Consider the following 23,618-nt stretch of genomic DNA (forward strand, 5'->3'; position numbering starts at 1 on the left):
ACGCCAATTCCTTTATTTGTAGATTAAAAAGTATAATTAACATTTAGCTGAAAAGTTGTTCCGTTAAATCCGAACTGATTCACCTCCCAAGGATATTTGAACCTTCCTCCAAGATCTGTTACTACATCTCCTTTGCTGTCTATTACATCCGGATAAATATTAAATAAATTATTTACAACTCCAGAAACTTTAAGATCTTTGGTGATTTTATATGTTAAAACGATGTCTGTAATTACCTTACCAGAAAATATCTGATCTTTGGCAGGATCAGCTGCATGCTGCCATGTAACAGAACCAAAATAAGTATTATTAAGGTTAAAGTTAAACTTTGAAATGTCATACGAAAGACTAAGAATAGTTTTTGTTTTTGGCCTTGCAGAGGTAATTCTAGATTGTTCTTTTCTATCAAAAAAATTTTCTGAGTAACCATTTTCGGCCAAAATAGGCGGAACGGCAATATTATCTACTATTTTAGTTTCGTTATAATTGAAAGCAGCAATAACTCCCAATCTTCCTTTGCCAATAGCGGAAGTATAATAATTAGCTACGAAATCTATCCCCTCAGTAACTGTATTTACAGCATTAGTGAAAAACTTCAGGGAGGTTATTTTATTATTGTCTAATATTACTTCCACAGGGTTTGTTATATCCGGATTACCCGGAGCACCGGTTTTGTAACCAATATCTCCTGAGAAAAGTACCCGGTCTTTAATTTTTATTCTATAATAATCTGCTGTAATCGTCAGGTTTTTAAAAGGTTTTACGGCAAATCCCCCAGTAATGTTAAAGGCTTTTTCAGCATTTAATTTTTGTACCCCAAGATCAGATCTTACAATCTGAGAGTCATTGTTAAAAGTACCCTGATTAGCTACAGTATTCCCTGTAATTTTGGTTTGAACATTGGAATAATAAATTTGGTGTAATGAAGGTGCTCGAAATCCTGTAGAAACAGACCCACGGAACACTAATTTATCATCTAAAAACTTATATCTTGCATTTCCTTTCCAGGAAACATTATTTCCAAAATCACTGAAATTTTCATATCTCACAGTTCCTCCAACTAATAAATTTTTCGTAACATCCCATTCAGCATTCATATAAGCTCCAATATTCTGACGATTTTTATTGATTTCATTTTGAGGCTGCAGTCCTGGAAACGATTCTGCACCACTTCCTATATAAGATGCCTCCTCTCCTGACTTCGCCTGATAGTTTTCATTGCGCACTTCAGCTCCAGCTCCTAAAACAAGCGCACCAAAATCTCGGTTGATATCTATGTTTCCTATAATATTACTGAACTGATGCCCACCTGCCTTAAAACGGGTTGGTGAATTTGCACCCAAAGACGTATTAATGGTATTTCCTACAACATAATCTACTGCATTAGAGCCAAAGGTTGCGCTTCCATCAAAATTCCATTTTCCAAACATGCCTTTCCACCCGGAGGTTAAATTATAATCATAAACATCTGTTTTAAATTCCGGTTGAAATCCATTGTAAGGCTGTCCTTTTGGAGTTAATAAACCAAAATCTGAAGTTACCCAATAGGGCGTTCTATACAAACCATAACTAGTCCCATTTCTGTAAGTTGTACCACCAAAAGCATAAAATTTACCTGTTTCACCTGTTGGTAATTCAAAATTGACAAACATATTAGCAACTTTTGTCTCCGGCTGCCCTATAATCATTCCTAACCCAGGATTAGCCTGCGTCCAGGCATTTTCAACACCAAAAAGTTCATCTTTTGTAATAGAACCTGCACGGTTAGTTTTATTTTGGGAAGAATATCCCAATGTAAGATTCAAACTTCCATTTTTTGCCACTCTGATTCCTGTATTAAAATCTGCTCCGATATTAAAGCCGTCTCCTTCTGAAGTAATACCTGAAAAAAGATTGACTGTACTTTTTCCAACGCTGTTCTTAAGAATAATATTGATCACTCCTGCAATAGCATCAGAGCCATATTGTGCAGATGCACCATCTCTCAATACTTCTACATTCTGTAAGGCAGCAGACGGAATACTTTTCAGATCTGTACCTACCTCACCTTTTCCCGGCGTATCATTTACATAAATTAAAGCACTTTGATTTTTTCTTTTACCATTAACCAAAACCAATGTTCTGGAAGGCCCTAATCCTCTTAAATCTGCCGGATCAAAATGAGCTGTTGCATCGGAAACGGTTTGTTGTGATGAATTAAAAGATGGTACCGCGTACGTTAAGGCTTTATCAAAAGTAATTTGTCCTGTGGATTTTAGCTGTACTGCCGAAATATTATCAATAGGATTTGCTGATGTAATTATGGTTCTAGGCTTAGTTCTACCTGTAGTAACAACAACTTCATCTATATTGTTTTCCTTTACACCTTCCTGGGCATATACCATAGTACCAGCTCCGCTTAATACTAATACATAGATTTTTTTATTAAATAATTTTCTTTTCATATCATTGTTAATAATTTAATAAATCTAGTGAAAATATAAACATTAAATACAAAAAATAAACATATAACGGAAATACCTTTCCCAACTTATGCAAAACATATTATTTTATAAAAAATAAAACTTGATTTACGAAACATAAAATGTCTTATTAATAATCTGAAAAAGAAATAGCAATAACTTCCTATTCTGTCTGAAAAAGTGATGAGTAGACATTAGAAATAAAAATGATTTAATTCCTTCTCATACGCAGTTTTCAACAGATTGAGATTACTTCGCGAATGACTTACAATGACTGTGTAAAAAAAATGACCGGAAAGAATCCGGTCACTTACAAATTATTTATTTACCTCTACGTATTGTATGATGGTCTGGTTTTTGGGGTTATAGATTATTGTACTGGTGTTTGGAAATCTTTTCAGCTTATAATATTCTATACTTTTATCATTTTTAATATCTTCCAAAAAGCCGGTGTCAAAGGTATTTTCAGGAAGAAATTTTGAGACAAAACTTATTTTGTCAATGATGCTTTGGCCGTCTATTTTACGGGCTGTTTTATCTGATTTGTTTTCGTCGGAAGAAGGCTGCTTTTCCATGAAAGGAAGCAATACTGCGATATCCGATTTATATTTGAAAATATACCCTTCGGAACCGTTGGGAAATTTAAATTTCTTTCCGGTATCTTCTGAAACTACAGGCTTTCCTCCATCAGGAAATACCTGGTTGAATTTTACATTCTCGGAATTCGTTAAAGAATTAATTGATTCACTGACTGTTTTCTTTACTGTTTCTTCAACCGCCTGCTGAGCTTTCTGCTGTACGGTTTCGGTTGTTTTCTGAACGGTCTGGTCAATTTTTTCTTCAATTTTATTACATGATATTAATAAAAGAGCAGAAATGACAGGTAAAATATACTTCTTCATTTTAAAATTCTAATAGGGATCAATTACTTTTTACCCATACACTTTCTCTCTAACGGAAAAACAGGTACAGATATTTCAGTAAAGAAATAAAATATTTTTTTAATATCAAAAATCCTACTGACAAACTGTTGTCATAACCCTGTCATACCTTTGTATCAACAATAACAAACTAAACAATACAATTATGACAACTACAGCAACAGCCACAAAACAATTCATGACATCTGATCAATTATTAGAGCACTGGCAAGGCCACAGAAACCTGACAAGAAGAGTAATAGATGCTTTTCCTGAGAAAGAATTATTTGAGTTTTCTGTAGGTGGTATGAGACCTTTCGCAAAACTGGCAGTAGAGCTGATCAGCATCGGCGGGCCCGCTTTAAAAGGAATCGTGAACAAAAACATGGAGGCCTATAATGAGGAAGGCTTCAATCCAAAAACCAAAGAAGAACTCCTGAAAAAATGGGATGAAGAAACAGAAGTGATCAACCGTTATTTCAGCCAGATTACTGAAGAACGTTTCCAGGAAACTTTCAACTTATTCGGACAGTATGAATTTCCGGTATATCAGAATATTCTTTATTTCGTAGATAATGAAATTCATCACCGTGGACAGGGGTATACGTATCTGAGAGCGTTAGGAATTGAACCTCCTTTTTTTTGGGAGAGATTCTAGGATCACTGATGCCTTTGTTTAAACTGAAAATGATGATTCAACTCAGACAAAAAGAGTAGACTGCAGAATCGCAAAAACCATTCAAATTATTCATCCATTCAATATAGACACCGCAGGTTTTGTTGTTTTTGATTCTGTCGTTCAGTTAAGCAAAACTTTTATTCAAATTATATAAATTTCTAAAGCTCCGGCTTCACGAATGTGAAGCCGGAGTTTATATTTCTTATTCCATTCTTTTTGAAATATTTTCCACCAGATTCTTAAGCTTTGTTTTTAAAGATTCCGGCTCCAAAATAGTTGCGTAATCTGCAAAAGTGATCAGCCACCTCGGAAAACCTTCATCTATCCATTCCGTATCAAAGATCATTTCAATTCCATTTTCCGTTTCTGTTTCTTCAATAAACCCATAATATCTCCTGGAATTTACGATATGTCCTATTATTTTTTTATCAACTAAAAGCCTGACTCTGGTTTTCTCGCCGTTTGAATATCTTCTGTAATCATTGATCTGTCCGTATTCCTGCGAAAAAGGATTCTGTGTTTTGAATATCTGCTGAATCCTGTCGACACGAAACTGCCTGAAGTCTTTTCTCATGGTACAGAAAGCCATAATGTACCAGTAATTGAATTCAAAGAAAATACCGACTGCTTCAATGGTTCTGTTTGTGAACCGGGAATCCACTGTTTTATATTCAATAATCAGCTGTGTTTTATCCGCAATACTTTCCAGAATGGTGGGAATCACATTTTTGATAGTATCATTTGTCTGTGGATAATGATGATAAACATCAATCTGTTTTTCAATATTCCGGATCAGATTTTTATCCGAATTCCGAAGCACAGAACGGACTTTTTCCATGGCCATCTGATAATGATCTCCAAGGCTCTGGTGAGAAAATTTCTGCATCAGTTTTTCCGCAGTGATAAAACTCAACACCTCCTCTTTTGTAAACATAATAGGGGGAAGCTTATAGCCATCCATCAGGGAATAGCCGTTTCCAGCTTCTCCTATGATGGGAATCCCTGCATTTTCCAGCGTTTTCACATCCCGGTAGATCGTACGGATGCTGACATCAAATTTTGCAGCAAGGTCCTGAGCCCTTACGGTCGGTTTTGACTGTAACTGGGTGAGAATAGCCGTTACCCTGTCCAGTTTTTTAAGATAGTGATCGTTCATATTGATAGGACAAATCTATCAATCTTTTTTCGTCTGGAAAATATAAATTATGATTTAAAAACAAGAAATTTTCTATAATCTTGTTTAGAATTAAAAAAATATTCTTTCACAGATTAATTGGATTCACCAGATTCATAAAATCTGCAAAATCAGTGTGATCTGCAGGCAATAAAGCGTAAAGATCAATTATCTTTAAAGGAGTTCACCAGCTTATCCAGATTTAAGCTTCTGGCCGACGCATCAAAAATCTCGCGGTAAGTTCCATTCATCTGAACCAGTTCGTCATGAGTTCCGCTTTCCACTACTCTTCCTTTTTTCATCACATAAATAGTATCCGAATCCAGGATCTGTGAAAGGGAGTGGGAAATAATAACTACTGTACGGCCTTCTTTGATGGCATCCAGTGAATTTTTGATCTGCTCGGTAGCAATAGCATCCAGGCTGGCAGTTGGCTCATCAAGGAAAATAATGGGTGGATCTTTCAGGAATAGCCTTGCAATGGCAATTCTCTGCTGCTGTCCGCCGGATAGCTGGGTCGCATCATGCTGATAACCATCCGGAAGATCGAGAATCTGATCATGAAGATATGCTTTTTTTGAAGCTTCCTGAATCTCCTCAAAACTGGCATTCATGTCGCCATAACGGATATTGTCCTCAATACTTCCCTGAAAAATATGGTTTTTCTGTAATACCAGGCCAAGATCGTCCCTCAGAAACGTGTTATCATAATTATTTAAATTAATTCCATCCAATAAAATCTCCCCGGAATCCGGAAGGTAAAATTTACAGAGAAGATTGATCACCGTTGATTTTCCGGCACCACTTAAACCTACCAATGCTGTTGTTTTTCCGTTTTCTATCTTCATGGAAACATCGTGCAGGGCCTTTGTTCCGTTCGGATAGCTGAAATCTACATTTCTTAATTCAAAATTACCTTTGATTTCCTTTTCTACAAATGTGCCGTTCGGTTCTTTTTCATCGTCTGCATTAAGGATTTCAAAGTAACCTTCAGCATAGATCATGGCATCATTCATATCATCATAAATTCTGTGCAGCTGGCGTATAGGCGCTGATATATTATTGAACAGCATAATATGAAGCATGATCGCACCAATAGTCATCTGCTGATCCAGTACCAGATAAACGGTCAGAAGAATAATTAAAACTACACCAAACTGTTCAATAAAGGTTTTTAAACCGTCATAAATAAAGTTGGTTTTTCTGGTGAACATCTGGCTTTCCATCAGTTTCATCTGCAGGTCATACTGTTTTTTACCTTCAAATTTTTCACGGACAAAACTTTTGATCACCATAATAGAATTAATCAGGTTCAAAAGCCCTGAAGTTTTTCTCTCCCTTTGGTTTCTGAGCTGGCGGCGCACACCTCCAAGCTTTTTTGCCTGTAATGAACTTATATAAAAATAGATAGGAACAATGATCGTAGAAACCAATCCCACATATACATTCTGCATATACATAATGATCAGGGCAATAATGGCATTGGAAAAAAGCGGCAGTATATCGATGAAAAAATTCTGCACCAGCCTTGTTAAACTTTCTATTCCCCGGTCTATCCTGATTTGTAGTTTCCCGGATTCATGATTCTCATCATTGAAATACGCCACCCGGTACATCAGTATTTTATCAATAGCAGACTGCGCCAGAACAGAACTTACATTGATCCTTATTTTTTCACCGTAAAATTTCTGTCCGAAATTAATAAAAATATTAAGCAGCTCTTTTCCCAGTAAAATAATAGAGATCACTACCAGGATATGAATCCCTTCAGACATCGGATGCGGAAGATGGGTAAGCTTTGTCACCTCATCTACTGTATATTTTAATACAATAGGATTGACCTGCGCTGCGAGAGCTCCTAAAAAAGTAAGAAAGAGCGTCCCGTAAATCATTAAACGGTAAGGTTTTATAAATGGAACGAGCTGTTTATAGATCCCAAATAAAGTAACTGTTCTGTTGAAGGGTTTTGCCATAGAAGTTATTTTAACTGAAAAACGTACCGTTTCCGAGAGAAAAGGTACGTTTTATTCTATTTTTCAGCAAATACTTTTTACAACTGATGTAATTTTTATCCTTCGTAGAAGTAGGTTGTAAGGTAATGCAGCTCTGGTTTGCTGGCGGCTTTGGATTCAGCCTGTGCCTGTTCCAGAGGATACTGGGAAGTCAGTTCTTTTCTTTGGAAAACAAATGAATTATTAGCATTTTTATCTACTACATCATTGAAAATATGTTCAATCTCAGAGTTGGCAAGCGATGCAAAGCTGATGTCTTCGAAACCGTACATTAATCTTAAATCATCATACTGCCCGAAATTTTCATCTACAAATCCCTGCAGCTGGGCTTTCGAGTCAAAGTTACCTGCCCAGATATTGTAAATATACTTTTTCTTTTTCGGTTTGTCTAAAATACTCTGATACACAAAGTTTTCACCAAGATAAGCCTCTCTTACCTGTGGATCGTTGGCAAGATCTTCCGGAAGCCCTTCTTTCAGGATTTTCCCTTCAAACATGATGTATGTTTTATTGGTGATGGCCAGGGTCTGCTGTACATTGTGATCCGTGATCAGGATACCGATATTTTTATCTACAAGGCTTCTTACAATTTTCTGGATATCTTCTACCGCAATCGGGTCTACTCCGGCAAAAGGTTCATCGAGAAGAATAAAGTTCGGGCTTGTGGCCAGACAGCGGGCAATTTCTGTTCTACGTCTTTCTCCCCCGGAAAGAAGGTCTCCTCTGTTTTTACGTACGTGCTGTAATGAGAACTCTTCTATCAGCTCATCACATTTAATCTGCTGCTCACGTCTTGAAAGTTTCGTAAGCTGTAAAACACCCATAATATTTTCTTCTACGGACAGTTTTCTGAAAACTGAAGCTTCCTGCGCCAGATAGCCTATTCCCTTTTGGGCACGGCGATACATAGCATCGGTAGTAATCTCCTGTTTATCGAGAAAAATTTTCCCTGAAGTAGGCTTAACCAGTCCTACGATCATGTAAAACGAAGTGGTTTTCCCTGCTCCGTTGGGACCAAGCAAACCAACAATTTCTCCCTGTTGAACCTGTACAGAAACGCCTTTTACTACTTTTTTAGGACCGTATTCTTTGATTAAGTTTTCTCCTCGTAAAATCATAGGAGCAAAGATAAAGTTTTTTTGAATTCAAATTTTAGATAATGAAATGTACCTGTAGTTTTTTAAGCGGCAGACTTATTTTTGTAATTTTTTATAGAGGAAGCCGATAAAGTTCTTGACTCCGTTCAGCACATAAAAGCTACAGAAAGTAATTATTTAAGCTGTTATTCTGTAACTCTTAAGGGTTTTTTCCGACGTATTCAGAAATCAGTTTATTCATCACAAATAAATTAGCAATGGAAAATTACGGTTATACAAAAACAGAAGGTACCCAGAATCAAAACCAGCAGAATAATGTTCCTTACCGTTCGGAAAAGAAAATTCCGGCAGCAATATTAGGAATTCTTGTAGGCTGGCTGGCTTTAAATAAATTCTATCTCGGCTATACGAAAGAAGGTGTAATCCAGCTTGTCCTTAATATTGTCACTTTAGGAGCAGCTTCTATCATTCCTTTTATTGAAGGGATCTTATACCTGTTCATGAGTGATAAACAATTTGATGATACTTATGTTTACGGAAGAAAAGGCTGGTTGTAAGAATTATTTTATTTCCATAATTTTATACCACCAAAACAAGAATTAAAATAATATGGAAAATAATCAAGACCTGACAGATCTTCTTGCTCTGGATCTGGGCATCAATATTGTTGACAGAAGGCCTTATGCCAAGGAAGTTTTCAAATGGCAGGATATGGACCTTCTTCCGCATTCCTCAGCAGACACACTGCTTTGTGAGATTTTTGAATGGAACGGAAGAAACTGGAGAACAACCGGAAACAATCTTATCGGATATCTGTTTTCAGGCGATGTTCTTAATACAGTAAAGGAGCAGCTGATCAATACTCCTAAACATCCTGCATTGATCCCGGATTTTGAATTCACAAAAGAGAGCATGGTTGAATACGGCCTATCCCTACCTTCTTTGTTCAATATTGGCGTGAACGGAAATATTAAAAACGCTAAAAGTTTCTCAGTGAGGGTAAACGGGGTAACCAAATCCAGGGTGACCAACATTGATTCTCCCGGAATTGAAATTCTTAAAAATTATTCTCTGTTCACACAAAGTAAATCTAAGACCTACAGAAAGAATATTAAGTTCAATTATCTGAGCACTTCCCTCTTTTATGCTGAAAGTGTAGAGATTTTTCTTGAAAAAGAATCGGGAGTTGGATTAGATGTGAGTTTTCAGACTCAGAATGTGGAAGTGGATGCTAAAATAGATACGGATACCAAGAAACATTTTGTTTTAAAATACTCTGGAAATCAGGCTCCTTTTGCCGCAAAATTCACTAAAGGAAAAGATTTCAATATCATGTGATAAATTTTTACTATTTTAGTTTCACTAACCTATAAAATATTTCTCATGAAAAAGTTAACGAAAAAAGAATTGAAAAACATCAATGGCGGAAATATCAGATTTCCTGATGCAAACGGTAATTGTCCTGCAGGATGGTACCTTTGCCCAACCAATGTCTGTGTCAATGACAACGGCGGAGAAAATCCGATAACGCCTTCAAGTCCTTATTACACAGCTTGTTTCGGATAAAAAATAAAACACCTCAGATTAGACTGAGGTGTTTTATTTTATAACAATTTTCTATTTGTTTAGAATCATTGCTGCTTCTTTCGCAAAATACGTAAAGATCATATCTGCACCGGCTCTCTTGAAGCATGTAAGACTTTCAATGATTGTTTTATCATTATCCAGCCATCCGTTCTGTACTGCTGCTTTTACCATGGCATACTCTCCACTCACGTTATAAACCGCTATCGGAAGATCAATAGCTTCCCGAACTTTAGCAACGATATCCAGGTAAGGAAGCCCCGGTTTTATCATAATGATATCCGCTCCTTCATGAATATCTTTAAATACTTCGTTCAAAGCTTCACGGGAATTGTGAAAATCCATCTGGTAGGTCTTTTTATCTTTCGGAATGTCCGTATTATCTTTCGGTGCACTGTCCAGAGCACTTCTGAAAGGTCCGTAGAAAGAGCTTGCATATTTTGCAGAATAGCTCAGAATTCCTACATCGGCAAATCCGCTTTCCTCTAAAGCTTCACGAATTGCCAGTACTCTTCCATCCATCATATCACTTGGCGCTACAATATCAGCTCCTGCTTCAGCATGGGATACAGACATTCTTGCCAGTGCATCATTGGTAGCATCATTTACGATCTTTCCGTTTTCAATAATCCCGTCATGACCGTAGATCGAATAAGGATCTAAAGCTACGTCAGGCATCACGATCATTTCCGGAACTGCATCTTTGATTGCTTTGATCGTCTGCTGCATCAGTCCGTCTTTGTTCCAGGCTTCTTTTCCTGTATTGTCTTTCAAATGTTCTGACACCTTCATGTACAGATTGACAGATTTTACACCCAAAGAAAATAAGTCTTTACATTCCTTCACCGTTAAATCTATACTCCTCCTGAAAATCCCCGGCATCGACGGTATCGCTTCCTGCTGGTTTTCGCCCTCCATTACGAAGATTGGCATTACAAAATCATCAGTTGTAAGAATGTTTTCTCTTACTAAACTTCTGATAGATTCATTAACTCTAAGTCTTCTATTTCTTGAATGTATCATTTTGGAATACTTTTTGAATAAGTTTCTACAAATTTACTACAACTTATATAAAAAACTATTGTATAGAATTGTAGAATTGTTTATTTTTGTTTTAATACATTCGAGAAATTATAATTTGATGAAAAAACTTTTACTTTTATTTCTATTTACAGGCGCTTTCGTTGGGTTTTCCAACAATATGCAGGCACAGCTGAGAGAGCCGGGTTCCATTACACAGAAATCTGATGACGGTGTATTGGTAGCTTACCCAAATCCTGCAAAGGATTTCCTTTTGATTAAGGCCAAAGACTCTGCATTAAAAATCAAGAGTGTTACGTTTTATTCAATTTTAGGAACACAGGTAGCTAACTATTCTGTCAACATGAATTCCGGAGAAATCAATATTGAAAAGCTGAAACCCGGGAAATATCTGATTCGCTATATTTTAAGCGATAATACCCAAAAGGTTACTCAAATCGTAAAACAATAAAATTAAATCCTGATAATCATCAGGATTTTTTCTTTTGCGTCAGTTCTGCCTTAATATTTCCGTAACTTTAAGGACTTTTTATACTCATTGTTAAAAACAATTTAATGCTTAAAGCTGAACATATCAGAAAGACTTATAGCGCCGGGAAGAAAGTAGCATTGGATGATTTCAGCATCCATGTACCACAAGGCAGTATTTATGGTCTTCTAGGTCCGAACGGAGCCGGAAAAACTTCCTTCATCCGTATTATCAACCAAATTACCCAAGCGGATTCCGGAGAGGTATTCATTAATGGAAACAGGCTTAATCCCACCCACATCAGAGACATCGGTTATATGCCTGAAGAAAGAGGTTTATATAAGAACATGAGTGTGGGCGATCAGATCCTGTATTTCGGGGAGCTGAAAGGAATGAGCAAAAGTGATGCGCTGAACGAAGCCAAGAAATGGTTTGAAAAACTGAACATCGACCAATGGTGGAAAAAGAAACTTTCGGAACTTTCGAAAGGAATGGCACAGAAGATTCAGTTTGTGGTAACCGTTCTTCACCGTCCGCATCTTCTGATTCTTGATGAGCCCTTTTCAGGTTTCGATCCGGTAAATGCCAATTTAATTAAGGATCAGATCATTGATCTCAAAAATAACGGAACAACGATTATCCTTTCTACGCACAGAATGGAAAGCGTTGAGGAAATGTGTGACTATGTGGCACTGATCAACAATTCTAAAAAAATTATTGACGGAAGGGTCTTTGATGTAAGGGAAAAATTTAAGAAGAATATTTTCGGAGTTACTCTTTCCGAAGTGGATGAAACCAAGTTTGAGAATTTTAAAAACAGCTATGATATTTTTAATTTCTCTAATGAAAATAACCTGGTCTCTTTTGACCTGAAAAATGAAAGCGGGCAAAATGATATCCTTCTGGACCTTGTAAACGTTGGAAAAGTGAGATCATTTGACGAAAGAATTCCGAGCATGAATGAAGTGTTTATTAATGCCGTAAGTAACCATTCTTAATTTTTATGAATAATATTTTTTTAATTACAAAAAGGGAATTTCTTACGCAGGTTAAGAAAAAATCCTTCATTATATTAACATTGCTGGCTCCTCTTTTACTGATTGGTTTTGGAGCAGTCATTGGATTAATGTTTAAAGCCAATGAGTCCCACAGCATTATTGAGGTTGTTGATAAAAGTGGGCTTTTTAAAGATCAGCTGAAATCTAATGACAAACTGAATTATGTGTTTGTTTCTGCAGCAGATGAAAAAGCGAAGATCAATAATCTGAAAGACAATGAATCGCTGGATGGCATACTGATACTGCCTGACCTGAAAGATCATGACTATACCGGACTTGAAAACGGCACAAGACTTATCGTGAATGCCAAAATGGGCTTTGATACGAAGCAGAAAATCGTTTCTGATATTACGGATGTAATTAAAAAAGAAAAAATCAAGCAGCTCGGTATTGAAGAAACTCAGCTGAACAGCCTTGATAAAGGCTTTACTTTAAAAACCATTAATGTTTCCAATAACAATAAGGAAGATTCCGATCTTGCTTTTGGGGTAAAAAGCGGTTTAAGCATCCTTTTGATGTATGTAACTTTTATGTTTATTATTATTTATGGGGTAAGGGTTATGAGAAGCGTTCTTGAGGAGAAAAACAACCGTGTGGTGGAAATCATTATCTCATCTGTCAAGCCTTTTGAACTGATGATGGGTAAGATATTAGGGGTAACTTTGGTCGCTTTGACGCAGTTTCTGATCTGGATTTCTATGTCTGTTATAGGTGCATTGGTTTTAAATACCGGATTTTCTTCCTTCCAAAAGAACATTCCGGGAGGTAATGAGACGATTGCCAGCAAGCTGGATATTGCCCAGATTGCAACACAGGTTTCACACAGTTTACTGGAACTGAATTTCCCGCTGATCATTTTTGTATTCATCGTATTTTTCCTTTTGGGGTATATTTTCTACAGTTCAATCTATGCAGCCATTGGTTCTGCAGTAGATAATGAAACAGAGACGCAGCAGTTCACCTTATTTGCTATTTTACCGCTTACGCTGGGAATGTACGGAAGTTTTTCCCTGATGAATAATCCTGACGGTCCGTTGGGCTTCTGGCTGTCTATTATACCATTTACTTCACCCGTTGCCATGATTGCGAGGATACCTTTCGGCGTTCCGGCATGGCAGATTGCTCTTTCTATTGTATTATTGCTTGGCACTACCATTCTCATGATATTCCTGGCCGGAAAGATCTACCGTGTAGGGATTTTGATGTATGGAAACAAAGCTACTTTAAAAGAGATATGGAAATGGATAAGAGGATAGTGAATTAAAGGATGGAAGCCAAAAAAGGGAGGATGGAAATACTGAATGGACTCAGTTGTTCCTTATAACTTCTCTCTTCCAACTTCCAACTCATAACATTATATAAAACAAAAATCCCGGAAATTAAAATTTCCGGGATTTTTTATCGTTGAATAAACTCGTTATCCTATTTGAAAATATAACTTAAGCTAAGGCTGATCACCTGCTCAGACTTTTTCTTATCAGTCCCTCCTTTTTCTTTTGCAAGATCAGGATAAGTATCTGAAAGACCAAGGTCGTATTTAAGAGCTAATTCCAGCTGTCTTTTATAGCTATAGCCAACTCCTAATCCTAAAGCAAAGTTAAAGCTTGACGCTTTTCCACTTACTGACGGATATAAAGGATCGGTAACATCCGGATCATAATATGGTCTGCTTACAGGAGCGTTTTTAACATTCTGACTCATCAGAAAATTAAATCTTGGCCCTATCATTCCAAAGAATTCTGATTCTGCTTCAGAAAAATATCCTTTAAAATAAACAGGTACGCTCAGATAATTGTTACCATATACAGCATCATAACCATCTTTTCCTTTAGCATCTTTATCTTTTCCGGTTTCTCCAGCACCGTAATACACGACTTCGGGCTGTATAAAGAACTGGTTGGCCTTCCCAACCGGGATAAGAGCTAAAGCTCCACCCTGGAATGCGAATCTTGGGCCAGAAGGGTTATGGGCATTTCTTACTCTGGAGTAATTACCTCCTGCCGTGACACCGAATCTTGTATTTGCAAAGTCGATTTGGGCAAACGACAGAGTTGAAAGGGCCAATGCTGAGGTTAATAAAAGTTTTTTCATATGTTTTGTTTTGTTGTATGTCTTATCCTAGAACTTTAGCAACGGTAACACCGATATCTGCAGGAGAGTCTACAACGTTGATCCCGTTTTCTCTCATAATCTGCATTTTTGCCTGAGCCGTATCTTCATCACCACCTACGATAGCACCAGCGTGTCCCATAGTTCTTCCTTTAGGAGCAGTTTGTCCGGCAATAAATCCTACAACCGGCTTAGTAGATCCGCTTGCTTTGTACCATCTTGCAGCTTCAGCTTCTAGTCCACCACCGATTTCACCGATCATTACTACCGCTTCAGTTTCAGGGTCGTTGATGAATAATTCCAAAGCTTCTCTTGTCGTAGTTCCAATGATTGGGTCACCACCGATACCGATTGCTGTAGAAACACCGTAACCAGCTTTTACAACCTGATCAGCAGCTTCGTAAGTAAGAGTACCAGATTTTGAAACGATACCTACTTTACCTTTTTTGAAAACGAATCCTGGCATGATACCAATTTTAGCTTCTTCAGAAGTAATGATTCCCGGACAGTTTGGACCGATTAATCTGCAGTCTCTGTCAGCGATGTAAGATTTCACTTTCACCATATCCGCTACAGGAATACCTTCAGTAATACATACGATAACTTTGATACCTGCCTCAGCAGCCTCCATGATCGCATCAGCAGCGAATGCAGGTGGTACGAAAATGATACTTACGTTGGCTCCAGCTTTTTCTACGGCATCAGCTACTGTATTGAATACAGGCTTCCCTAAGTGCTCAGATCCTCCTTTTCCCGGAGTAACCCCTCCTACTACGTTGGTTCCGTATTCAATCATCTGGCCCGCGTGGAAAGTACCTTCGTTCCCTGTAAATCCTTGTACAATTACTTTAGAATCTTTGTTTACTAAAATTGACATTTTATTGATGTTTTAATTTATTTAAATATTTTATTAATGCTCACAAATTTACTTATTTTTCTTTGATTTTGGACAAAACCAAGTGAATAGTTTATTTGAGATTTCTCAGCTTTACTTCTTTTTTCAGATAGCCTTTGAAATCTTCTGCAAACATACCGATATAGGTTCCTTTTTTAAGATCTTTATTAACTCCTGTTTTACCAAGAATAACAGATCCGCTTTCAATTTTATTCCCGGAAGCGACACCTACCTGTCCCCAAATTGTCACCTCATCTCCTATGACGCAGCAGCCTGCAATTCCCACCTGTGATGCAATGAGACATTTTTTTCCGATAACGGTGTCATGTCCTATCTGTATTTGGTTATCCAAAACTGAACCCTCCCCGATTACGGTAGAATCTGTAACGCCTCTGTCGATCGTACAGTTATTTCCGATCTCTACATTGTTTTCAATGATGACATTTCCTACGGAGATCAGACGGTCAAAGTTCCCGTTCAGTTTTCTGTAATAGAAAGCATCGCCTCCCAATACTGTTCCTGACTGGATAATCACGTGGTCTCCGATTTCAATTCTGTCCCCGATCACCACATTAGGAAAAATAAGGCAGTTTTTTCCGATCTTTACATTGTTTCCAATGACTGCCGAAGAGTGAATCCTGGTTCCTTCTCCTATTTCAACGTCGTGAAGTTCTTCGGTGAAATTGTATATTCTTGTAAAATGGGTATTAATCTTATTGAAGTCTCTGAAAGGATCATCAGAAACCAGAAGTGCTTTTCCTTCCGGGCATTCTACTTTTTTGTCGATCAGAATAATCGTAGCTGCAGAATTTAATGCTTTATCGTAATATTTCGGATGGTTGACAAAAACAATATCACCCGGTTTAACCATGTGGATCTCGTTGGTTCCCAGAATTTCAAAGTCTTCGGGACCAACAAATTCCGAGCCTATTAAATCGGCAATAGTTTTGAGCTTTTGTGGAGAGTGGAATCTCATAACAATTGGTTTTCTTATAAAAACAAAATTCGGACTGCTGGTGCAAACCGAATTTATGTAAATTTAATTATTATTTTACTCTTTCTAAGTAGCTGCCGTCTTCTGTACTTACTTTAATTTTGTCTCCCGGCTCGATGAATAAAGGAACCATTACTCTAGCTCCTGTTTCAACAATTGCATTCTTAAGAGCATTGGTTGCTGTATTTCCTTTCACACCCGGATCGGCTTCAACTATTTCCAGATAAACAGACTGAGGAAGTTCGGCAGAAAGCGGCGTTTCGTCAGCTTCTTTCAAAATGATCGTTACTTCTTCTCCTGCTTTCATGAACTGTGAATTTTCAATCATTTCTTTATTTAAATATAATTGAGAGAAATCATCATTATTCATGAAGTGGAATCCGTTCTCATCATCATAAAGATACTGGAACTTTCTGGTGATTACTTTTACTTCGTCAATTTTATGTCCTGCAGAGAAAGTATTATCAATCACTTTCCCGTTAGTTACTGACTTTAATTTTGTTCTTACGAAAGCAGGTCCTTTCCCCGGTTTTACGTGAAGAAATTCTATTACTTTAAAAATATCGTTACTGTACTCAATGCAAAGTCCCTTTCTGATATCGTTGCTTGTTGCCATTAATTTATGTTATCTTTTTATTTTTAGTTTTTTTAACTCAGGTAAAGCTGCCTTTTGGCTTTTAATTGCTTTCCTTGGTTGTTCCGTATCCTTTTACAATACCTCTCGGTGAGTTTTGGATAAACTGAAGGATTTCATCTCTTTCAGCAGTTGGAAGCATTTCTTTTTCAATATAAGTTACAGCCTGGGAAACATTCATTTTCATTTGAAAAATCGTTCTGTAGATCTTTTGAATCTCGAAAATTTTCTCATTAGTAAATCCTCTTCTTCTCAAACCCACTGAGTTGATTCCTGCATAAGACATAGGTTCTCTTGCAACCTTTACATAAGGCGGAATGTCTTTTCTTACCAAAGTTCCTCCGGAAATCATCACATGTTTACCGATTTTACCGAACTGATGCACTGCGCTAAGACCTCCCATTACGGTATAATCACCAATTTCTACATGCCCTGCAATACCGCAACCGTTTACAATGATAACGTGATCTCCGATAACACAATCGTGTGCAATATGGGAAGTTGCCATGATAAGGCAGTTTTTACCGATCTTAGTAAATCCAAGAGCTTTTGTACCTCTGTTTACGGTAACACATTCTCTGATTGTTGTTTCATCACCGATAATTACCTGGGTATCTTCGCCATCAAACTTCAAATCCTGAGGAATCGCAGAAATTACCGTTCCGGGAAAAATTCTGCAGTTTTTACCTATTCTTGCTCCATCCATGATGGTAACATTAGGACCAATCCAAGTTCCTTCTCCGATCTCCACGTCCCCTGCAATTGTAGTAAACGGTTCTACAATAACATTTTTGCTGATTTTTGCACGTTTATCTACGGCGGCTAATTGATGAATCATTTAATCAACTTTATTTTTTGCAACTTGAGCCATTAACTCTGCTTCTACAGCCACTGTATCTCCCACATATCCATAACCCTGCATATGTACAATTCCCCTTCTGATAGGCTCTATCAATTCAATTTTGAAAATCATAGTATCTCCGGGAACTACTTTTCTTTTGAATTTTACTTTATCTATTTTAATAAAATAAGTGGAGTAATTTTCAGGATCCGGAACGCTGGCTAATACAAGAATACCTCCTGTCTGCGCCAAAGCTTCCACCTGGAGAACTCCAGGCATTACAGGCTCTTTAGGGAAATGTCCTACAAAGAAAGGCTCATTCATGGTAACATTTTTCAGTCCTACCACGTGAGAATCTGAAAGTTCAAGGATTTTATCGATCAATAAGAACGGTGGTCTGTGCGGCATAAGACGCATGATTCCGTTGATATCAAAAACCGGCTCTTTGGTTAAATCAAAATCCGGAACGTTTTTTTTCTTTTGCAATTTCCACTGGCGGTTCAGTTTTTTTGCAAATTGAGTGTTCACATAGTGTCCAGGCTTATTTGCAATTACTTTACCTTTTATTTTTACTCCTGCCAATGCCAGATCACCAATTACATCGAGTAATTTGTGTCTTGCGGCTTCATTAGGATAGTTCAACGTAAGATTATCAAGAATACCATTCGGTCTGATAGAAACATTATCTTTTCCGAAGGCTTTTTTCAATTTTTCTGTAGTGTCAGGCGTAAGATCCTTATCCACATACACGATAGCGTTTGAGATGTCTCCCCCTCTGATCAATCCATGATCCAAAAGCATTTCCAATTCATGCAAGAAGCTGAATGTTCTGGCAGAAGAAATCTCGTCTTTAAATTCTGAAATATTTTTAAGAGTGGCATTTTGAGTACCCAAAACTTTGGTTCCAAAATCTACCATGGTAGTCACTTCGTAGGTATCTGAAGGAATAATAGTGATTTCAGATCCTGAGGCAGGGTCTGCATAGCTCAGAACTTCTTTGATGACCAGGTATTCTCTGGCAATATTCTGCTCTGCTATTCCTACACTTTCGATAGCTTCAACAAAGAATTTTGAAGATCCATCTAAAATTGGCGGCTCGGAGGCATCCATTTCAAGAATGGCATTATCAATATCACATCCCACCAGCGCAGCCAAAAGGTGCTCACAGGTAGTAATTTTTACACCTAATTTCTCTAATGTTGTTCCTCTTTCCGTTGCTACTACATAATTAACGTCAGCTTCTACCTGAGGGTGTCCCTCTAAATCTGTTCTTACGAACACAAAACCGGTATTTTCTTTAGCAGGTTTAATGGTAAGTTTTACTTCTTTACCTGTATGAAGGCCAATTCCAGAAAGTGTTACTTCTTCCTGGAGTGTTTTTTGCATATCACTCATTAGTTTTATCTTTTGAGATATCCTCAAGATTATTTATTCTCTTTACAATTTCAGTAAAATTTCTGAAATGGACATAATTTCTAAGATAGTCATTGTAGCTTATCGCCGGGGAGCCATACAATGTTTCTTTATCATTAACACTGGAATTCACACCGCTCTGAGCCTGAATTTTCACCTGATTCCCAATTTTGATATGCCCAACCACTCCTACCTGTCCACCGATCTGGTTCCAGTCTCCAATTGTAGTAGACCCTGCAATTCCGGCCTGTGCCGCAATCACGTTGTTCTGCCCGATCTTCACATTATGGGCAATCTGAATCAGATTATCGATCTTCGTTCCTTTTCCTATAATGGTTGAACCAATGGTTGCTCTGTCGATACTGCAGTTAGAACCGATTTCTACATCGTCTTCTATAATCACGTTTCCTAGCTGAGGAATTTTTTTGAATCCGTCAGCAGTAGGCTGAAAGCCGAATCCGTCACCACCTACAACCGTATTGGAATGGATCACACAATTGTCTCCGATAATGCAGTAGTCATAAATTCTGGCTCCGCTGTCGATTTTACAGTTTTTACCAATCTTAACTCCTTTACCGATATAGACCTGAGGATAAATCTGTGAACCTTCTCCAATCTTAGCTTTCTCCGAAACATAGGTAAATGCTCCGATATAGGCCTTTTCTCCGATCACTGCAGTCTCATGAATAGAAGAACCGGTTTCGATTCCCTCTTTTCTTCCCTGCATTTCCTGGTACAGATTCATTAAAACCTGAAAAGAAAGGTATGCATCCTTTACAACAATTAAGGTAGGATTATAATTAACTTTATCTATAAGTTTTTCCGAAACAATAATAACGGAGCATTTTGAGGTATTTAAAAAGTGTGAAAATCGATCCTGTGCTATAAAAGAAAGATGTCCTGATTCACCATTCTCAATTGGTGAAACCCCTGTAATAACCGTACTTTCGTCGCCTATTATTTGTCCGTCAATAAAACTTGCAATTTGCGAAGCTGTAAATTCCATATTCTGCAAAGATAAGAAATTCTGTAATTCGCAAACATTTTTTGATTTTCGGAACGTGAATTTTAAGATTATTTAAGATATTATGTGGGAAATATCTCTTGGAAAGGTAAGAATATACCGGGCTGTCTTGTGTACCATAAGCCCGGACAATAACTGGTCCTGCGACTCTTCCAACCTGATCTTTTTACCGTTTTTCTGGAGTAAATAAATCGGCTGCTTTTTAGTGTCATAAGGCAGTAATTTTCTTTTAATCCCGTGTACAAGCTCTTTTCCATTATTGATTCCAAAAAATTCATTGGTATTTTTTATTTTTTCCTCAATAAATTTCCGCTTGAAAGGATGTGTTGAGATAACCGTTTTCGGAAGGTTTCTCTGGATCACGCATCTGCACCAATAGGAAAGAATAAAGTCTTCCGAATCCTGCCAGGATTTCATCGCATGAATTATATCATTGTCATCAAGTTGCGTAAATCTATAAATATCTTCATCGGTAGCGGAACTTTTCCCACGGTTCAGAAAATATTTCAGGTTTTCCCCTGCAGGCAGATCCATTCCTTCGGAAATCAGATATTTTGCTCTTTCCAGGATTTTGACCAGAAGAAATTCTGCCAATGCTGAAGTTTTATGATAATATACCTGCCAGTACATAAACATCCTGGCTGTCAGGAAGTTTTCAATGGAGTAAACTCCTTTGGCATCAATTACCAATTCGCCCTCACTGCAGACATTCATCATGGAAATGATTCTTTGGGTATTGATATTCCCTTCTGAAACACCAGTGAAAAAGCTGTCCCTGTTCAGATAATCAAGCCTGTCCACGTCAAGCTGGGAAGAAATAAGCTGGTTAAAAAACTTTCTGTGATATTTACCCTGAAACATTTCAATAGCTACAGAAAGCTGTCCTCCAAATTCCTCATTCAGCTTATTCATTAACAGGAGCGAAAGTTTTTCGTGATGCCAGTCATCCATCAGCATATTTTCCAAGGCATGAGAGAAGGGTCCGTGTCCGATATCATGCATCAGGATGGCAAGCATGGCTCCTTTTTCTTCCTCCTCGGTAATCTTAACCCCTTTCTGACGCAGGGTTTCCAATGCTGTAAACATCAGATGCATCGCTCCCAAAGCGTGATGGAATCTTGTATGCGTAGCTCCCGGAAAGATAAGATTGAGAAGCCCGGTCTGGCCGATTCTTCGCAGTCTCTGGAAATAAGGATGCTCTATAACATCAAATAAAATTTCGTGTGGGATTCTGATGAAACCATGAACGGGGTCGTTGATGATCTTTAGCTTATTCTGCATTGAAACTTTGGTATTAGTAAACAAAGTTAGGGATTTTAAATTTTAAGCATGATTAAATTGCCATTAAAGAATTCACATCCTCCTAAAATGCACTTTACCCTTTCTATTAATTTTATACAGATGTTTTGCCATATTATGTTTTAAAAATATATCTTTGATTGCATTAATAACCATTCTATTTGATGAGAAAAATTTCTCTTTTCATTTTACTTTTTTCCAGTTTATACTTTTCCGCACAGGCTTTGTCTGAAACCCAAAAGCTGGAATCGCTCTGTAAGGTCTGGGGATTTTTGAAATATTACCATCCTCATGTTTCAAAAGGAGATTTTGATTGGGACAAACAGCTTTTTGAGAAAATGGATGGACTTAATACTATCCGTGATAAAGACGAGTTGAACGAATTTTATTCTGAATGGATCAACAGCCTTGGAAAAGTTGATGAATGTAAAAAATGCTCAAAAGAAGACAAAGAAAAAGTTTATTTTCTGAGAAATTTTGATTTGAACTGGATTAGAAATCAAAAGATTTTCAATGAAAAAGTAACCCAACAGCTTCTTTTTATCCAAAATAACAGAAATTCAGGCAGCAGTCATTATTTCGGAAAAGGAGGAAAAAAGGTTTATTTTAAAAATGAAAATTCATACGGATCAAAGTTTACCTCCAAAAAGATCAGTCTTTTAGAACTTTTCAGATACTGGAATCTTGTAGAATATTTTTTTCCCTACAAGTATCAGACGGATCAGAACTGGAATGATGTTTTAGCGGAAATGATCCCAAAGTTCCTCCATATCAATAATAATGAAAGCTATCACTTGGCTCTTGCGGAATTGGTGGCAAAAATTGATGATTCCCATGCTTTTCTGTACTCGCCGATCATTGCTTCCAGTCAATATGGAAAAAGGAAGGTTCCTGTGGAATATATTTATGCGGAAGGAAAACTAGTCGTAACCAACATCATCAAAAATAAATCTGATGAAGAAATACCTTTAAAAGCGGGCGATGTGATTTATGATGTTAACGGCAGGACGATTCCTCAGATGGTAAACAGCTTTGGAAAATATGTTCCGGCATCCAATTCCTGGGGAAAAGCCGCAAAAGTGAAACATCTTTTTCTTTTCAGCAATAATGATTCTGTTACCTTAAGAATAGAACGTGGTGGACAAAATCTAGCTGTCACAGCCAAAACTTATCTTATTAAGGATATTATTCGTGAAAAGCCACCTGTTCAACAGAAATGGAAATTTCTTGATGCAGACAAAAAGACAGGATATGTGAATATGGGTATTATTGAAAAAAGTGATCTGGATGATATGTTTAGAGATTTGAAATCTACAACATCAATTATTTTTGATCTCAGAAATTATCCTAAACAGACTATTTTCCCTTTAAGCAGGATGATTCTTCCGGAAAAATCAATTTATTATCAATTTAATTTCCCGGAGACGGATTATTTGAGTAAATTTTATAGCGCAAAAAACAGCATCGGCAGAAAGAATCCGGATTATTACAAAGGGAACGTTGTAGTTTTAGTTGATGAAAATACACAAAGCCAGGCAGAAACGACTACTATGATGCTTAAACAGCATCCAAAAGCTAAGGTAATTGGGAGTAATACTTCAGGAGCCAATGGTGATGTAATCAGATTTAAAATAGCGGATCTGGATACGTGCTTTACAGGACTTGGAGCTTATTATCCTGACGGAAGGGAAACACAACGGATAGGAATACTTCCTGACATTATCATAAAGCCCACTGTAATAGGGATAAAAGAAGGAAAAGATGAAGTTCTGGAAAGAGCTTTAAAATATATAAAGACCGGTTTTTAAATGAATTGAATATCAGTAATAATGAGCAGGATTTTCATTTAACTAATATTTAACTTTTGTTGTCTCTAATTTGTGAGAATTTAAAAGGAATTGGTCAACATTTTG

At 37.2% G+C, this 23,618-nt stretch carries 21 protein-coding genes and 1 pseudogene; 8 read left to right on the forward strand and 14 right to left on the reverse strand.

Translation table 11 applies throughout. From position 1 onward, the window contains the following. Window positions 1-23: 23 nt before the first annotated feature. Entirely contained in the window at window positions 24-2,444 is a 2,421-nt protein-coding gene (locus tag J4Q03_RS18490) for a TonB-dependent receptor plug domain-containing protein (protein ID WP_426049597.1), read from the reverse strand. Between the two features lie 335 nt (window positions 2,445-2,779). Next, complete coding sequence (locus J4Q03_RS18495; protein ID WP_426049598.1) at window positions 2,780-3,364, reverse strand: hypothetical protein; 585 nt, start codon at window positions 3,362-3,364, stop codon at window positions 2,780-2,782. Between the two features lie 184 nt (window positions 3,365-3,548). On the opposite strand from J4Q03_RS18495, the gene J4Q03_RS18500 reads away from it, so the two are divergent. Continuing rightward, window positions 3,549-4,040: a DinB family protein gene (locus J4Q03_RS18500; RefSeq protein WP_426049599.1), complete on the forward strand. Its 492-nt coding sequence runs from the start codon at window positions 3,549-3,551 to the stop codon at window positions 4,038-4,040. A gap of 223 nt (window positions 4,041-4,263) precedes the next feature. On the opposite strand, the gene J4Q03_RS18505 is transcribed toward J4Q03_RS18500, so the two are convergent. The 3 genes and pseudogenes from J4Q03_RS18505 to lptB all read right to left on the reverse strand — a co-directional run. Continuing rightward, entirely contained in the window at window positions 4,264-5,217 is a 954-nt protein-coding gene (locus tag J4Q03_RS18505) for a helix-turn-helix transcriptional regulator (protein WP_426049600.1), read from the reverse strand. 182 nt (window positions 5,218-5,399) lie between these two features. Beyond that, on the reverse strand, window positions 5,400-7,127 hold the full coding sequence (locus J4Q03_RS18510) for an ABC transporter ATP-binding protein (protein WP_426049647.1): 1,728 nt from the start codon (window positions 7,125-7,127) through the stop codon (window positions 5,400-5,402). A gap of 512 nt (window positions 7,128-7,639) precedes the next feature. Then, window positions 7,640-8,365, reverse strand: a pseudogene (gene lptB / locus J4Q03_RS18515) (LPS export ABC transporter ATP-binding protein); the annotation flags it as partial. A 236-nt stretch (window positions 8,366-8,601) separates the two neighbouring features. Between lptB and J4Q03_RS18520 the strand changes: the two are divergent. Genes J4Q03_RS18520 through J4Q03_RS18530 form a run of 3 tightly spaced genes read left to right on the forward strand, consistent with a single transcriptional unit; the run spans window position 8,602 to window position 9,910 of the window. Beyond that, window positions 8,602-8,901: a TM2 domain-containing protein gene (locus J4Q03_RS18520; RefSeq protein WP_111956646.1), complete on the forward strand. Its 300-nt coding sequence runs from the start codon at window positions 8,602-8,604 to the stop codon at window positions 8,899-8,901. Window positions 8,902-8,953: 52 nt separating this feature from the next. Further along, a complete protein-coding gene (locus J4Q03_RS18525; RefSeq protein WP_426049601.1) occupies window positions 8,954-9,682 on the forward strand; it encodes a hypothetical protein in 729 nt (242 codons plus the stop codon). 45 nt (window positions 9,683-9,727) lie between these two features. Then, entirely contained in the window at window positions 9,728-9,910 is a 183-nt protein-coding gene (locus J4Q03_RS18530; protein WP_116010922.1) for a bacteriocin, read from the forward strand. A gap of 51 nt (window positions 9,911-9,961) precedes the next feature. Here the strand turns inward: J4Q03_RS18530 and hemB are convergent, their stop codons facing one another. Further along, window positions 9,962-10,951 (reverse strand): porphobilinogen synthase, encoded by a 990-nt coding sequence (gene hemB, locus J4Q03_RS18535; protein WP_426049602.1) that lies wholly within the window; start codon window positions 10,949-10,951, stop codon window positions 9,962-9,964. 118 nt (window positions 10,952-11,069) lie between these two features. On the opposite strand from hemB, the gene J4Q03_RS18540 reads away from it, so the two are divergent. The 3 genes from J4Q03_RS18540 to J4Q03_RS18550 all read left to right on the forward strand — a co-directional run bounded on the left by J4Q03_RS18540 (window position 11,070) and on the right by J4Q03_RS18550 (window position 13,752). Then, window positions 11,070-11,420 (forward strand): T9SS type A sorting domain-containing protein, encoded by a 351-nt coding sequence (locus J4Q03_RS18540; RefSeq protein ID WP_111956638.1) that lies wholly within the window; start codon window positions 11,070-11,072, stop codon window positions 11,418-11,420. Between the two features lie 104 nt (window positions 11,421-11,524). Beyond that, a complete protein-coding gene (locus J4Q03_RS18545; RefSeq protein WP_426049603.1) occupies window positions 11,525-12,436 on the forward strand; it encodes an ABC transporter ATP-binding protein in 912 nt (303 codons plus the stop codon). Between the two features lie 5 nt (window positions 12,437-12,441). Continuing rightward, complete coding sequence (locus J4Q03_RS18550; protein WP_426049604.1) at window positions 12,442-13,752, forward strand: ABC transporter permease; 1,311 nt, start codon at window positions 12,442-12,444, stop codon at window positions 13,750-13,752. 166 nt (window positions 13,753-13,918) lie between these two features. Here J4Q03_RS18550 and J4Q03_RS18555 read toward each other — a convergent pair whose 3' ends face one another. From J4Q03_RS18555 to J4Q03_RS18590, 8 genes are all read right to left on the reverse strand, one after another. Beyond that, window positions 13,919-14,587 carry a porin family protein gene (locus J4Q03_RS18555; RefSeq protein WP_426049605.1) on the reverse strand — a complete coding sequence of 223 codons (669 nt, stop codon included), beginning with the start codon at window positions 14,585-14,587 and terminating at the stop codon, window positions 13,919-13,921. A 22-nt stretch (window positions 14,588-14,609) separates the two neighbouring features. Continuing rightward, complete coding sequence (gene sucD, locus J4Q03_RS18560; protein ID WP_034704619.1) at window positions 14,610-15,482, reverse strand: succinate--CoA ligase subunit alpha; 873 nt, start codon at window positions 15,480-15,482, stop codon at window positions 14,610-14,612. Between the two features lie 91 nt (window positions 15,483-15,573). Beyond that, window positions 15,574-16,476 carry a UDP-3-O-(3-hydroxymyristoyl)glucosamine N-acyltransferase gene (locus J4Q03_RS18565; protein WP_426049606.1) on the reverse strand — a complete coding sequence of 301 codons (903 nt, stop codon included), beginning with the start codon at window positions 16,474-16,476 and terminating at the stop codon, window positions 15,574-15,576. Window positions 16,477-16,546: 70 nt separating this feature from the next. Beyond that, window positions 16,547-17,110, reverse strand: coding sequence for an elongation factor P (efp, locus tag J4Q03_RS18570; protein WP_034704623.1), 564 nt, complete (start codon window positions 17,108-17,110; stop codon window positions 16,547-16,549). Between the two features lie 61 nt (window positions 17,111-17,171). Next, entirely contained in the window at window positions 17,172-17,966 is a 795-nt protein-coding gene (gene lpxA / locus J4Q03_RS18575; RefSeq protein ID WP_111956625.1) for an acyl-ACP--UDP-N-acetylglucosamine O-acyltransferase, read from the reverse strand. Then, window positions 17,967-19,364, reverse strand: coding sequence for a bifunctional UDP-3-O-[3-hydroxymyristoyl] N-acetylglucosamine deacetylase/3-hydroxyacyl-ACP dehydratase (locus tag J4Q03_RS18580; protein ID WP_426049607.1), 1,398 nt, complete (start codon window positions 19,362-19,364; stop codon window positions 17,967-17,969). After that, window positions 19,357-20,388 carry a UDP-3-O-(3-hydroxymyristoyl)glucosamine N-acyltransferase gene (lpxD, locus tag J4Q03_RS18585; RefSeq protein WP_426049608.1) on the reverse strand — a complete coding sequence of 344 codons (1,032 nt, stop codon included), beginning with the start codon at window positions 20,386-20,388 and terminating at the stop codon, window positions 19,357-19,359. The genes J4Q03_RS18580 and lpxD overlap by 8 nt, the downstream gene beginning before the upstream one ends. Window positions 20,389-20,460: 72 nt before the next feature. Next, window positions 20,461-21,687: an HD domain-containing protein gene (locus J4Q03_RS18590; protein ID WP_426049609.1), complete on the reverse strand. Its 1,227-nt coding sequence runs from the start codon at window positions 21,685-21,687 to the stop codon at window positions 20,461-20,463. Window positions 21,688-21,869: 182 nt separating this feature from the next. On the opposite strand from J4Q03_RS18590, the gene J4Q03_RS18595 reads away from it, so the two are divergent. Next, window positions 21,870-23,513, forward strand: a complete 1,644-nt coding sequence (locus J4Q03_RS18595; protein WP_426049610.1) for a S41 family peptidase — start codon at window positions 21,870-21,872, stop codon at window positions 23,511-23,513. The last annotated feature ends 105 nt before the right edge of the window (window positions 23,514-23,618 follow it).

Origin of the sequence: Chryseobacterium sp. NFX27 (assembly GCF_049887855.1) — a bacterium.
GTDB lineage: Bacteria > Bacteroidota > Bacteroidia > Flavobacteriales > Weeksellaceae > Chryseobacterium.